This is a genomic window from Chitinophaga sp. G7 BAM 1005 (assembly GCF_057126945.1).
The window spans coordinates 7279577-7293652 of sequence record NZ_CP181478.1 but is presented as its reverse complement, the minus strand read 5'-3'; the positions used below and the strand labels follow the sequence as shown (position 1 = coordinate 7293652).

At 44.9% G+C, this 14076-nt stretch carries 11 protein-coding genes and 1 pseudogene; 3 read left to right on the top strand and 9 right to left on the bottom strand.

Annotation, left to right across the window (positions count from 1 at the left end; all coding sequences use genetic code 11):
• Positions 1 to 11: 11 nt before the first annotated feature.
• Together ACMXI2_RS29545 and ACMXI2_RS29540 are read right to left on the bottom strand one after the other, a co-directional pair.
• Positions 12 to 668 carry a sterol desaturase family protein gene (locus tag ACMXI2_RS29545; protein WP_079471745.1) on the bottom strand — a complete coding sequence of 219 codons (657 nt, stop codon included), beginning with the start codon at positions 666 to 668 and terminating at the stop codon, positions 12 to 14.
• A 189-nt stretch (positions 669 to 857) separates the two neighbouring features.
• Positions 858 to 2105 carry a serine hydrolase gene (locus ACMXI2_RS29540; RefSeq protein ID WP_483779454.1) on the bottom strand — a complete coding sequence of 416 codons (1248 nt, stop codon included), beginning with the start codon at positions 2103 to 2105 and terminating at the stop codon, positions 858 to 860.
• A 120-nt stretch (positions 2106 to 2225) separates the two neighbouring features.
• Here ACMXI2_RS29540 and ACMXI2_RS29535 point away from each other — a divergent pair, with 120 nt between their 5' ends.
• Together ACMXI2_RS29535 and ACMXI2_RS29530 are read left to right on the top strand one after the other, a co-directional pair.
• Complete coding sequence (locus ACMXI2_RS29535) at positions 2226 to 3239, top strand: fumarylacetoacetate hydrolase family protein (protein ID WP_483779453.1); 1014 nt, start codon at positions 2226 to 2228, stop codon at positions 3237 to 3239.
• Positions 3240 to 3241: 2 nt separating this feature from the next.
• A pseudogene (locus tag ACMXI2_RS29530) lies at positions 3242 to 3679 on the top strand (flavin reductase family protein); the annotation flags it as partial.
• Between the two features lie 515 nt (positions 3680 to 4194).
• Here the strand turns inward: ACMXI2_RS29530 and ACMXI2_RS29525 are convergent.
• The 3 genes from ACMXI2_RS29525 to lysS form a co-directional block, all read right to left on the bottom strand.
• Entirely contained in the window at positions 4195 to 4953 is a 759-nt protein-coding gene (locus tag ACMXI2_RS29525; RefSeq protein WP_483779452.1) for a DUF4197 domain-containing protein, read from the bottom strand.
• 39 nt (positions 4954 to 4992) lie between these two features.
• Entirely contained in the window at positions 4993 to 5826 is an 834-nt protein-coding gene (locus ACMXI2_RS29520) for a universal stress protein (RefSeq protein ID WP_483779451.1), read from the bottom strand.
• A 158-nt stretch (positions 5827 to 5984) separates the two neighbouring features.
• Positions 5985 to 7499: a lysine--tRNA ligase gene (lysS, locus tag ACMXI2_RS29515; RefSeq protein WP_483779450.1), complete on the bottom strand. Its 1515-nt coding sequence runs from the start codon at positions 7497 to 7499 to the stop codon at positions 5985 to 5987.
• A gap of 290 nt (positions 7500 to 7789) precedes the next feature.
• Here lysS and ACMXI2_RS29510 point away from each other — a divergent pair, with 290 nt between their 5' ends.
• Positions 7790 to 9943: a S9 family peptidase gene (locus ACMXI2_RS29510; protein ID WP_483779449.1), complete on the top strand. Its 2154-nt coding sequence runs from the start codon at positions 7790 to 7792 to the stop codon at positions 9941 to 9943.
• 696 nt (positions 9944 to 10639) lie between these two features.
• Here the strand turns inward: ACMXI2_RS29510 and ACMXI2_RS29505 are convergent.
• From ACMXI2_RS29505 to ACMXI2_RS29490, 4 genes are all read right to left on the bottom strand, one after another.
• A complete protein-coding gene (locus ACMXI2_RS29505) occupies positions 10640 to 10978 on the bottom strand; it encodes a tRNA-binding protein (RefSeq protein ID WP_483779448.1) in 339 nt (112 codons plus the stop codon).
• Positions 10979 to 11234: 256 nt separating this feature from the next.
• Positions 11235 to 11786 (bottom strand): LPS export ABC transporter periplasmic protein LptC, encoded by a 552-nt coding sequence (lptC, locus tag ACMXI2_RS29500; protein ID WP_483779447.1) that lies wholly within the window; start codon positions 11784 to 11786, stop codon positions 11235 to 11237.
• Positions 11787 to 11912: 126 nt separating this feature from the next.
• Positions 11913 to 13208, bottom strand: a complete 1296-nt coding sequence (bamG, locus tag ACMXI2_RS29495) for a BamG family beta-barrel-assembly machinery protein (RefSeq protein WP_483779446.1) — start codon at positions 13206 to 13208, stop codon at positions 11913 to 11915.
• Positions 13209 to 13378: 170 nt separating this feature from the next.
• Positions 13379 to 14014 carry an LON peptidase substrate-binding domain-containing protein gene (locus ACMXI2_RS29490; RefSeq protein ID WP_079471736.1) on the bottom strand — a complete coding sequence of 212 codons (636 nt, stop codon included), beginning with the start codon at positions 14012 to 14014 and terminating at the stop codon, positions 13379 to 13381.
• Positions 14015 to 14076 lie beyond the last annotated feature (62 nt).

The window sequence follows — 14076 nt, the reverse complement described above, 5'->3', positions numbered from 1 at the left end:
CTTGTTTAATTTTAAAATGTCAGTTCCTTCACTTTTTCCTTGTCCTCCTTTTCCTTTTCCAGGTCAAAGAAAGTTCCGAATACATGATCCCATACGGAAGAACTTACCCCAAAACCTTTGTCCTCACTTTTATAATGATGGAGGTGATGGTTACGCCACAGCGGCTTCATAAACCGTAAGGGCGGGTTCCACGCATGAATGGCGTAGTGCATACTGCCATAGATCAGGTACCCCAGGATAAAGCCGGGGAAAAACATAAACGTGATTTCACGCAGGAAGATATATTGCACACCAAAAATGGCGGACGCGAGTATCAGGCTTGGCACCGGAGGCATAAATAAACGCTGCTTGTCTCTCGGGTACTCATGGTGGTTACCATGCATTACATAAATGAAACGTTGCACCCTGGGGCTATCGCTCGCAAAATGAAACAAAAACCGGTGCATGATATACTCAAAAAACGACCAGAATAACATGGCCCCAACGAATATACCTGCTACTGAACCGGGTGTAAAGCCGAGGGTATTGTGGCTATAGTAAAGCATGTAGCCAATAATGGGCAAATATAGTCCCCAGATCACCAATGGATGCGTTTTGGTAAGCATCTCCAGATACTGGCTTTCAAATAATCTTGCCTGTCCTTTGTTCTTAATCTTTTCAAACTTCATAACTCCCAAATTTTAGAGTGCAGTTACGGGATATGAATAAAACCTTCCTTATCTACCCTGGCAGCCGTCTCAAAAATGATGCGCATTTTGAAGATGGCTGTCACTATCGAACGCAAAAATACAACGTTCATGCATTACTTCGCTCACTATACTACTCTATAAGGCTATAAATAATATTTATCCCCTCTGTTAATCTTTATAATTTATCCTGAAATTATGCAGGTCAGGTTTATGTTTCCGCCTGCGCTGTAATTCATACCTGTAAATTATTTCCCCCACTTCTTTAAAAAAGGGGTGTCCATTCTCCTCATATTCATATTTATCATCATTCAAAATACCATCCCTGTTTACATAAATATTGCCCGTAAGCATAAACTCCACCTGGTTCTTAAAATCAACGATATAGGCCACATCAGTAAGGAAACCGTAAGACCAGCCAGCTTTATTAAATACACGTATGTACGGCGGAATGTTCTTTTTACCGGCTTTGAAAAAAAAGAATTTTGTGAAACTGTCGTAATACTCAGCTGTGTCATACTTCGGCCACAAAGTTTCAGACGGATATTGCGACATATAACGGTATAAAAAACGGTAATCATCTTCCGAAATATCAAACCGCTGTGATGCCGGTACACTGGCAGGAAATAACACCGACTGCAGCATTTGTTGTAAATCTGTAAGCGGCAGGTTGTTATGTTTGGTAAAGTCCATCGGCTTAAATACCAGCTTGTCATCTTTATCCAGGTAACCTTGCCCCAATGTTACCTCCCGGCTGTAATCAAAGGCCAGGGTATCGTAAGCAGCCGGCTGTTCGTATACCAGCTTCCCGTCATCCACAAAACGCACGGAGTTGGTGTGGCGGTTTTCTTCTTCCGTAAGCGGCATAAACCGGCGTACAATGCGTACATCTTTATACCCTTTTTCCCATAACTTTTCGTGAATGGTTTGCTGGCCTACAAATTCATACAACCGGTTATAGGCATCGTTATCACTGACAAGGAATATTTTTTTGATATAGTGCTCCACCGATGGCAACAAATTACTGGCAGAACTATCTGTGTGCACGGTCACCTGCCCCTGCCAGGCGCTATCTGTAAACATAGGCGTATTCCTGTGAAGGCCGGGTACCCGCAATTCATGCATTTTTTCCAGCGCCAGCAAAGCAATAGGCAGCTTCACTGTACTGGCGGGATTGAAGTATTTATTGCCATCCACTTCCAGGTAATAGCTCTTAAAATGAGGTCTGTTATGGGCATCCCGGTCAATTTGCGTATAAATAAGCTGGCAACGGAACGAATCAGGATATTGCAGTACATGCCGGAGAGCCGGAGGCGCCTCGCGTTCCAGCAGGTTTTTCAGCAGTGTATCTGTGCGGGGTTGTGCCTGCACAACGAATATTTGGCCATACATCAGGAGTAGCAGCAAACAGCAACGCATATTGGTGGTTCTGTTTATAAATATAAAGTAATTCGCCGGCAGCACACAAAAAAATAGCCAACGCTTTTAACCACCATTCTTATATTTGATCCTTCATACAACCAGAACAATTACCAAACCATGAAACTAGTAAGCTATTTAAGAGAAGAAACAGATCAACTGGCCATCCTGGTAGATGGGCTGTTATACAATACGCAGGAACTGCACCCGGATCTGCCCAATAATATGGGCATGTTCCTGATGATGTGGGAAGATGTGATAGACATCGCCAAACGTGCGGACGCCCTGCTGAAAGAAGGTAAAAACCTCAGCTCCGCAATCGGTATCCCCGTAAACAGCGTACAGTTGCTGTCGCCCGTACCTTTCCCCACTTCCTGCAGGGATGGATATGCTTTCCGGCAGCACGTAGCCGCGGCACGCCGCAACCGCAAAGTGCCCATGATCCCGGAGTTTGACCAATACCCGATCTTCTATTTTACCAATCATAATGCTATCCAGGGCCCCGGCGAAATTGTGTGTATGCCCGACCATTTCGAAAAACTGGATTTTGAACTGGAAGTAGCCATCGTCATCTGTAAGGCAGGCCGTAACATCACCGCCGCAGAAGCAGATGATTATATCGGCGGATACATGATCATGAACGACATGAGCGCACGCACCCTCCAGATGGAAGAAATGCTGCTTAACCTGGGCCCCGCCAAAGGCAAGGATTTCAGCACCGTTGTAGGCCCCATGCTGGTTACTGCCGACGAACTGGAACCACTGAAAGTACCTGCGAAAGACGGACATACCGGCAATAACTTCAGCCTGAAAATGACCTGCAAAGTAAATGGCATCCCTGTAAGCGAAGGCAATATGGGCGATATGGACTGGACCTTTGCTGAAATTGTGGAACGTTGCGCCTATGGCGTAAACATCCTGCCCGGCGATATTATTGGCAGCGGCACCGTGGGCACCGGCTGCTTCCTGGAACTGAACGGCACCGGCAAACTGAATGATCCGGACTACACCGAACAATGGCTGCAACCCGGCGATATAGTGGAGATGGAAGTTACCGGCTTAGGTACCTTATCCAATACTATTGTAAAAGAAGATACAGACTTCTCCCTGCTGGCCCTTAAGAAAAAAGCATAACCATGCAGATAGATCCATCACAGGTAAAAACAAGTGAGCTGCATGCTTACCTCCTGGGTGCAGTATCACCCCGCCCTATTTGCTTTGCCAGTACAATTGATGCGGATGGCCAGCCAAACCTGTCGCCTTTCAGTTTCTTTAATGTATTTGGCTCCAATCCTCCGACATTGATCTTTTCGCCGTCGCGCCGCGTACGCGATAATACGGTAAAGCATACACTGGAAAATGTATACGCCACCAAAGAAGTGGTGATCAACATGGTAAGCTATGATATGGTGCAGCAGGCATCTTTGTCGAGTTGCGAATATCCCGCCGGTGTAAACGAATTTGAAAAGGCCGGCTTCACCCCGTTGAAATCTGAAAAAGTACAGCCGTTCCGGGTAAAAGAAAGCCCGGTACAAATGGAGTGTATTGTAAGAGAGATCATTGAAACGGGACAGAGCGGCGGCGCCGGCAACCTGGTGATCTGCGAACCGGTAATGCTGCACATCAGTGAAAACATACTGGATATCAACGGTAAAATAGACCCGCATAAAATAGACCTGGTAGCCCGTATGGGCGGCGACTACTATTGCCGTGCCTCCGGCGATGCCGTATTTGAGGTGGCCAAACCCAATACCAAAATGGGTATCGGCGTAGATGCGTTACCGTTGGCTATCCGGAATAGCCGTATCCTTACCGGTAATAACCTGGGGCAACTGGGCAATGTTCATGAGGTTCCTTTTGTGGATGCCACCTTTAATGATGATCATCTCAAAAATATTATCCAGTATTACAGCGTAACACCGGATGAAATGGAAAAAGAACTGCACTACTATGCAAAAAAATTGCTGGACGAAGGAAAAGTAGCCGCAGCATGGCAGGTATTACTGGCCGGCAGCTATTAAGCTACAAAATAAAAAAGGAAAGGGGCGGAGATCATGATCTCTGCCCCTTTCCTTTTTTATCAGTCATATTATTTTGCACCAAATACCTTCTTCAGCAGGTCGGTAGTTCTGGCTGCAGGATTGGCACGGATGGCCAGTTCCTCTTTAGCTATCTGGTCAAATAAAGCATTTACAGCCATCGTGGTTACGTAGTCCTGTAAATCAGGGTTTACTTTATTGAAGGTGGTAGGCAGCTTGTTGTAGTTATTCACGATATCCGCATAATAACGGGTAGCGCTGGTGCTGTCGAGCGATTTCTTGATCACCGGCATGAAAGCGGTTTTCAGCGAATCCGTTGTTTTGCTTTTAAAGAAATCGGTGGCAGATGTGTTTCCTCCTTTCACCAGGTTCACCGCGTCGGTGAGGGTCATTTGTTTGATGGCGCCTACGAAGATAGGAGCGGCATAACCCACTGCTTTTTCGGCAGAACGGTTAATTTGCAGAATGGCCTTATCTACCTGGCTACCCAAACCAATTGCCCGTAAGGTGTTACCAATTTTCACCGCATCTTCCGGCAGTAACAGCTTATATACATCACTTCCAAAGAAACCATCTTTTTTATTCAGCTTTGCAATACCGGCAGCCACCCCTTTAGCCAAAGCTTCCTTAATACCGGAACCTGCATCAGATTCAGTTAACCCAGCGAGGGAAGTACCACTACTGGTACTTGTGCTGCTACTCTTGTTGGTGGCGGTTTCCAGCTGTTTACCCAGCTTCTTCAGGAATTGGGCCTGGGTTGCCTGCAGACTAAAGAAGCCCAGCAGTACCAATAATGAACGTTTAAGCATAGTGTTATTATAAATATTAATATCTTTCAAAAGTATAAATTATTCGTGTAAAGTCAACAGTGGTATATGAGTCTGATACGCCAGTTTTGAAGTACGGCTGCGCTTGAAGATACTTTCAAATAATCCGTGTTTTTTAGGAATTGTAAGAATGAGATCCGCCTTATTCTCTTCGGCAAATTCCACAATTCCCGCTACTACATTGGGATTATCAATGAAATGATACTCCGGGTGAAAATCTTCCAGCAGGGTATCCAGCATCAGTGTTTCAAAAGGTGTATCTGTGCTGAAATGCCTGCTTTCATGATCTATATTGATTACATGCAGTTCCGCATTAAAAATATGTAGTAGCTTCTTTAGTGGTTCTATCGGTGTAGTTTCCGCCACCTTCCGCAGATCCGCTGCAAAAACAATCTTTTCTATGGGTTTATATTTTGCAGCCCCAGGGACGATCAGCACCGGGTAGCTCGTATTTTTTACTACATCAATCGTATTGGAACCAACCAGCACTTCTTCCAGTTTACTGCCACCGGTAATGCCCATTACAATCAGGTTCACTTCTTCATTCTTACACACCTCCTCAATAGTGGCGGCCAGCAAAGTGTTGTCTGCACGGGTCAGCAGCGTGGTGCCTGCCAGGATGAGGGGTGTCAGCTCTGCTTTCATCTTCTCCAGACCTTCAAGGCTGGCATCTCTCAGATCATCCGGATTTACCATTGGAATCATGGTAGGCACATCGGGGATAGGTACAATCAGCTCATATGCGTGGTACAATACAATGCGGGTAGCCCCTAAACTGTTTCCCAGGGCAATAGCGTAGGTAGCGGCATTATAAGCGGTATCAGAAAAATCAGTAGGTACTAAAATTGTTTTCATATGGGCTAATTTTAAGATACTAATAAGCACTACTTAAAGTTAACGATGTGCATTGGTATATGAACGCTTCATGAAAATTTAATGCCACATTTATATTGTATAAAATAAAAAGGCGGATGACCGTAGCCATCCGCCTTTTTATTTTTATTAAGATGATTTTATTTCTGTTGTTCCGGCTTCATCTGCGGGAAGAAGAGTACATCCTGGATAGATGGCTGGTTGGTCATCAACATGGTTAAGCGGTCGATACCGATACCGATACCGGAGGTAGGCGGCATACCATATTCCAGGGCGCGTAAGAAGTCGTAGTCGATGTACATGGCTTCATCATCGCCGCGTTCCATCAGTTTCACCTGTTCTTCAAAACGTTCGCGCTGATCAATAGGATCATTCAGCTCACTGTAGGCATTGGCAATTTCCTTACCGTTTACTATCAGCTCAAAACGTTCTACCAAACCGGCTTTACTGCGGTGCTTCTTGGTGAGCGGGCTCATTTCTACCGGGTAATCGGTAATGAAAGTAGGCTGGATATAATAGCCTTCGCATTTTTCACCAAAGATCTCATCTATCAGTTTGGCTTTGCCGAACTTGGCGTCCACGTGGATACCCAGCTGTTTGCATACATCGCGCAGCTGTGCTTCATCCATAGCGGCAATATCGAAACCGGTATGTTCCTGTATGGCTTCATACATGGATACCCGGCGGAATGGCGCTTTAAAATCAATGGTTTTATCGCCTACCTGTACAATGGTGGTGCCATGTAAAGTAAGGGCAATTTTCTCCAGCAGTGATTCTGTGGTGCGCATCATCCACTCGTAGTCCTTATAGGCCGCGTACATTTCCATTACGGTAAATTCCGGGTTATGGGTGCGGTCCATTCCTTCGTTGCGGAAATCTTTTGCAAACTCGTACACCCCTTCAAAACCGCCTACAATGAGGCGTTTCAGGTATAACTCATTGGCTATACGAAGATAAAGGGGCATATCCAGCGCATTGTGGTGCGTAACAAACGGACGGGCAGTAGCGCCGCCGGGGATAGGCTGCAGGATAGGCGTTTCTACTTCCAGGTAACCCAGGTTATTATAGAAGTCGCGGATCGTTTGGATCATCCGGGTACGCTTGATGAACACTTCTTTTACTTCGGGGTTAATCACCAGGTCCACGTAACGCTGACGGTATTTGAATTCCGGATCGGTTACCTCATCAAATACTTCCCCTTCTTTAGCCTTTACTACCGGCAGGGGACGCAGTGATTTGGAAAGAATGGTGATTTCCTTTGCATGGATGGAGGTTTCACCGGTTTTGGTGATAAAGGCGTAGCCTTTTACACCTATAAAGTCGCTGATATCCAGCAGTTTCTTAAATACGATATCGTACATGGATTTATCTTCCCCGGGGCAGATATCGTCCCGGCGGATATATACCTGGATGCGGCCTACGCCGTCCTGGATAACGGCAAATGCCGCCTTACCCATATCACGAACGCTCATAATACGGCCTGCCAGGCATACTTCCTGGAATTGTTCCTTTGTTTCTTCCGAATAATTGGCTTTTATGTTTACGGAAGTATCATTAACCGGGTATTCAGCTGCAGGGTAGGCGTCTATACCTAGGTTATGCAGTTCCTGTAATTTTTCCCGGCGTATAATCTCTTGCTCAGATAATTGTGTCATGTAGTAATTTAATTGCACTAATGGAGTGCAAAAATAGTAAAAAGGGCTGTAAGACTACAGCCCTCTTATTTTTTGACCATATCCTATGAAAACCAGGCTAAAGATAACCGCTTCCACTGCCATATACAGCCCCAATTAACCGTCGCGGGGAAATCTTTCATATCTGGTCGTATTTGACCTGTTGCCGGTTTGCGGATGCTGCCCGTTTGTGTAAATTGTGACCGCTATTTTTCAGTTATGCTTATTTTCGTCCGCTAACGACAACAAAACAACCACCTGATATCTTACAAATGATGAGAAGCGAACAATGGTTAAAACCAATCACTATCAGCAGTATAGGCTTACTGCTGCTGACTGCCCCCTGTTTAAAGGCCCAGCAAAAGCAGGACCTTACCTATGAACAGGCTTTTAAAGGCAAAGCAACCCATATCACCAAGCCATTACCAGCCATCCGCGATTGGGCTGATGGAGAACATTACCTGGAAATGCGCCCCGATGCGGCTAATGGCCGCATGCAGGCATGGTCTGTAGATGCCCGCACCGGCAAAGCCACCATTTACACGGCACCGGTAGACGGGCCCAGTGTAGAAGTACGCGAAAAAGATGTGTTCTATAAAGCAGCTGATGGTAACACTGTGCGGCTGACCAACGACGACGCAGAAGAGAAAAATCCAACACTTTCGCCGGATGGAAAATATGTGGCATTTACCCGCAACAATGACCTCTATAGCGTGGAAGTGGCTACCAAAAAAGAAACCCGCTATACTACCGATGGTTCCGATGTAATATATAATGGTTGGGCATCCTGGGTATATTATGAAGAAATCCTGGGCCGGCCCACGCATTACCGCGCTTTCTGGTGGAGTCCCAACAGCAGGCAGATTGCCTACATGCACTTTGACGATACCAAAGTGCCCGTATTCCCTATCTATAGCGAAAAAGGCCAGCACGGATACCTGGAAAACACCCGCTATCCTAAAGCCGGCGATCCCAACCCCGCAGTGAAAGTAGGCGTGGTACCCGTTACCGGCGGCGCCACCGTTTGGGCCGATTTCAACGAAAACGACGACCAGTATTTTGGTACGCCCTTCTGGACCGACGATAGCCAGCAACTGTGGATGCAATGGATGAACCGCGGACAGGACAACCTGAAAATATACAGCATCAACCCGCAAAGCGGCGCCAAAAAGGAAATCTATGACGAAAAACAAAAAACCTGGATCGACTGGTTCGATGCCGTTCCTTTTGTACAAAACAACCACGGATTCCTGCTGCAAAGCGATAAAACCGGCTGGTCGCACCTCTACCTCCATAATATGGATGGCTCCCTGAAAAAACAACTGACCTCCGGCAACTGGACGGTGAAAGAGGTACTGCAGATAGATGATAAGAATCAACTGGTTTACTTCACCGCCCGTAAAGAAGCGTCTACCCGTTTCGACCTGTATAAGGTGAGCATGAAAACCGGTGCACTTACCCGCTTAACCAACGGTAACTACAATAATGTAATCAAACTGGCGCCTGGAGGTAAATACTTTATTACTACCTATTCCAACCTGCAAACGCCCTCTAAAATGGCCCTGCTGGACAATAATGGTAAACTGGTACGGGAACTTGGCGATAGCAAAGGAGAAAACTTTAACGATTTCAACCTCGCCCAAACAACGCTGAAAACATACAAAACCCGCGACGGACTGGAACTTCCACTCACTATTACCATGCCGCTGCATATGGAACCTGGTAAGAAATACCCGGTTCTGATCAGCATTTATGGCGGCCCTAACGCCGGTACCGTATATGATACCTGGAAATATGGCAATGTACAGCAGTGGTGGGCGCAGGAAGGCGTCATCCAGGTGGCGATCGATAACCGCAGCAGCGGACAGCTCGGCAAAATGGGCATGAACTATATTCACCGCCAGCTGGGAAAGCATGAAATAGAGGACTATATGGATGCCGCTATATGGCTCCGTTCCCAACCCTGGGCCGATAGTAGCAAAATATGCATGACCGGCGGCAGTTTCGGCGGTTATATGACATGCATGGCCCTCACCTATGGTGCAGATGTATTTAACTATGGTATGGCTAACTACGCGGTAACCGACTGGCAACTGTACGACAGCCACTATACAGAACGCTATATGGATACCCCGGCAGAGAACCCCGAAGGCTACAAGGCCACTTCAGTAATGACCTATGCCGATAAATATAAAGGACTGATCCGTATTGTACATGGTACAATGGACGATAACGTGCACATGCAGAATTGCATCCAGCTGATCGATAAACTGGAAAACCTTAATAAACACTTTGAATTTATGCTGTATCCCGGCGAACGTCACGGATGGGGAGGCTTAAAAAGTGTGCATTCTTCCGGTGAATCCTACCGCTTTATCTATAATAACCTACTGGATAAACCTTATCCTGCACTGTTCAGCAAGTAAGTACAACACTATAAAAACAGCTGCGGCTTGACGCACAGATATATGCTTGTATCTGTTTGTCAAGCCGCAGTGTTGTTAATACGTTTTGGAAAATAACCGGAGAAAGAGAAAGGCAGAGGGAAAAATAGGACTTCAGAAAAAAGAAACAGGGCTGCAAGACTACAGCCCCGAAAAATTTTAACCATATCTTTATTGAAAAACCTATACCAAAGGTGGCCGATTTTTATCATACTGCGATGGCCATTCTAGTGAATGATATATTTTATCCGGTAAACGTATCAAAAGTGAAGGTGAACGTATAAGGGCAAAAAACACTTCATGATAAGCTGGTATACGAGTATAATCCCACAATAAATTGATTATCAACTTAATTAGGTGTTTAAACAATTATTTTACCCTTTTTCCGGGTTTGGTGGGTAAAAAGCAAAAAAAAGGGCTGGTAAGAATACCGCCCTTGTAATAATTTTAACCATATCCTATGAAAAACCTAGAACAAAGATATACTGCCGATTTTAGTAATAGGTTTCATTTCCGTGAACGATGTATTATTGTTCGTAAACTGATGATAATGGATAACGTCTTATTATATTATTTTAATAATAATATTATTAAAATTTAGAATTAGACAATTTAAATATCTATTACTGCGTGATAATAAGATACAAAGGTATTTCCGGGGTTTATTTATAAATCCAATTAAGCTATACGTTGCCCGTTGATCACTTTCATATCCGGCTGAAGTAACACAATTTCCTTGTTATCGCCCACAGCACCCAGAACAAGGCATTCCGACATAAAGTTTGCGATTTGCTTTGGCGGAAAATTCACCACCGCCACAATTTGCTTTCCAATCAGGTCCTCTTTCCGGTAAAGACGGGTAATCTGGGCAGATGATTTCCTGATGCCGGTTTCCGGGCCAAAATCTATCACTAACTGATAAGAAGGATTACGGGCTTTGGGAAAATCGTTTACTTCCAGGATAGTGCCTACTCTCATTTCTACTTTTTCAAAATCGGGCCAGTTGATAGTTTCCATGCGCTAATTTTTTCGGCCAATATAGCCATCCCGGCTGTTGTTAGCAAGTTTAAAACAGGTTTGACGTAATCAGATGACTACATAACAATGATTTTATTCAAATGTTATGAATGGTAACAAACAATGCACAAAACCCGGCAAACTGGCATAATTATTGACTTTTTATCCCAAATTTTAGGTTAAAAAATAGGTTAAAGCGAAAGAACCCCACCTGCAGAGGTGGGGTTCTTTCGTGTATATATTTACGTTAGTGATATCAGTTAAGGGCAGCAGTGCTGTCCTGTACAGTAATAGGACCACTAACCTTTAATATTTTCTTTTCGCTGAAGTCCTGGTTAGCTTCCAGTCCCCATCCATGCAACGAGTCGGTAGGCGTTTTAATAAACACCTCTTTTGTAGAGTAAAAGATCTTTCTCTTGGGATCCCAGTTCAGTTCTTTGGTGTCCAGCCGCTCTCCCTTCTTATTAATTACAATCACACTATCTGACAGGAATACATCTCCGTCATCTTCCATAAATTTTCCCTTCTTGGCCGATAATGTACTTTCCAGCCCCAGGCTATCATTATACATAAACACTTTCAGCCCGTTATTAAAGGCCACATAGGTTGGCTTATCCAAACCACGCTCCATAGTGGGTCCTGTTAATTTTGCATTTACCTTTCCGCCCTGGCTGAATATGATTACAATATCCTGCCCGTTTTCGGTGGCTGCCTTTTTGGAATCCAGCTCCATCACCGCATCAATATCGTTTTCGCAGCTACTAACGGCAATGGCTATTATAAAAAATAAAATGGCTCTTTTAATCATTTGAATGGATAATACTTCAAAGATAGGAATTCGCTTTCAGCTTCCTTTAAAACGAAGCGGAGATATAAGCGTAGTCCGTATTTAAACTTAGCTTATATCTCCGCTGCATGTATATGTGCAAAAAAGTTATTCGTATTTACGTTTGATAAACCATTTGTCACTCAGGGTAAAGCCAAGTGATATACGGTAAATATTTTCTTTCAGTATGGTTTCGTTGTTACCGCGGTGAGCTACTTCAAACGCCAGGTTGATCATACTGTACTGGTTGGAGTAGGGCATGCGGCGCACAGGCAAACCAGCACCTACTGTGAAGCCCAAAGTAGGCATATTCACGCCTTCCAGCTGCAGGTAGTCTTTTCCGTAGTAACCACCCAGGCGATAGGCTACCCGGTTCCAGTAACCGCTCAGCGCAGTTGCATTGGGTACAAACTGTCCACCGACAGCCAGCTTCCAGGAATTCTGCAGGGAATCTTTGTTACCGAAGTTTTTATAATTCTCCCACTGGCTGGAATTAAAGTCTACCCCGATCATCCATTTATCAAATTTACGGAGCATGATACCTGCGCCAAACTCCTGCGGAAATACCACCGTTCCCCTGTCGCCTTTTGTATAGTTAACGGTATCCTGTGTAACGTAGTTATTGGAAGATGCGTCAAACTGCACGGTTTCATTAAGTGTTTCCTGACGGGCATTCATGTTCTGCTTCAAACTTCCGGAGGCGCCGAAGGTCAGGTCCATATCCGATTTCAGCTTAGCCCTGTACTGTACACCCACTTTATAAAAAAAGCTGTTGTAGGTAGTACGGAACATACGGTGGGAAGCATACATGGTAGGATCCGGAAAGGTGAGGCGGGTATTGTTCTCAATGTTACCAAAAAGATAACCCAGGTTTACCCCAACGCTGAAGTGACCAAAACGCACACCAGTACCGGCATATAGCTGGTAAAGACCGCCGCTGCCTTCGTATTTGCTGGTCAGCGGAATCCTCAGCGTGTCAAAGAAAGTACCGTTACCTGATTCCTGGATGTTATAGGAAACCCTTGTTACCGGGCGCAACCCCAGGTTCAAGCCCCATTTGTTGGTAATCAACGGAATACCCAGTTGTAAGTAGGAGAGGGTACCGAATCCGGAACTAAATTTTGCCCCCTGTTGTGTAATAGAGCGGGCGCCGCCTTCCACTCCCACGTCAAATGTGGTGAGCAGCAGGCTGGAATAGCTGGCCGGATTGACAAAGTTGACTGATTGTGGATCACTATAAGCCTGAGAAACGCCTCCCATTCCACGGTTTACCGTGTTCTGGTTATTATGCAGATCTCCTAATCCGTAGCGGGAATATGGTGAGTTGTCCTGTGCGATAGCCTTATTTGCCAACAGAAAAAAACTTCCAAGCAGGCAAAGAATACTGACTTTTGTCCAATGCATTTAGTATCAGAATTGAGTTTAAGCCCTTATTCCAGTGAAAATATGGGTCTGCAAATATCTATTTTTTAAGGCGGGAAGCAAAAAAATCCAAAAAACCACCTGTTAAATGCACGTTAAAGTTGCGGGCTTGATGCCCGGAAAATCAAGTCAGACGGGCATCTTCATAAAAATTATAAATTATCGGCAGATAAGTTCCTGAAGTGACCGTTCAATAAAACCCGCTCTTTCAGCCTTTCCATCTCAGCCATCATCGGAATCACCTTGTGCAAATGACGCTTCAGGTACTCCAGTCGCTGTGCTTCGTAAAAAAGATGAAGCATTTCGTATTCCTCATCGAGCGACAAACCCGCATGGTGCGCCAGATCATAAGAACTTAGCTGGCTGTCTTCTTTCTTAAACGATTTGTGGATCTGGAGAATAGCATGCAACTCCCGGACGCCATGCAATACCTCCTGCAGCAACCGGTTATTGCCCGCTTCATTATTCTCCGGGTAATTTACAATGGCGCCCGCATACAGTTTCTCCGGAATCTCGGAAACATGCTCCAAAATGCGAAAAACACTGTCTCCAACGGTAATTATGTCCATTTCCCCGCTTTCATATATTTTTTCTACCTTTTTTATTTGGACGAGTGTTCCATATTCCATAATTTTTTTATTTATTACAACTGGAATACCAAATGGCTTTTGCTCGGCCAAACAGGCTGCAATTAATTGCTTGTACCGGGGCTCAAAAACATGCAGATTTAACTGCTCTCCCGGATACACTACAATTCCAAGCGGAAATATGGAGATAAAATTCGTCATCTGTATTAATTATTCGCCATCGGACTGACGACCAATATACGCCAGGAAGATAAATTTATCTG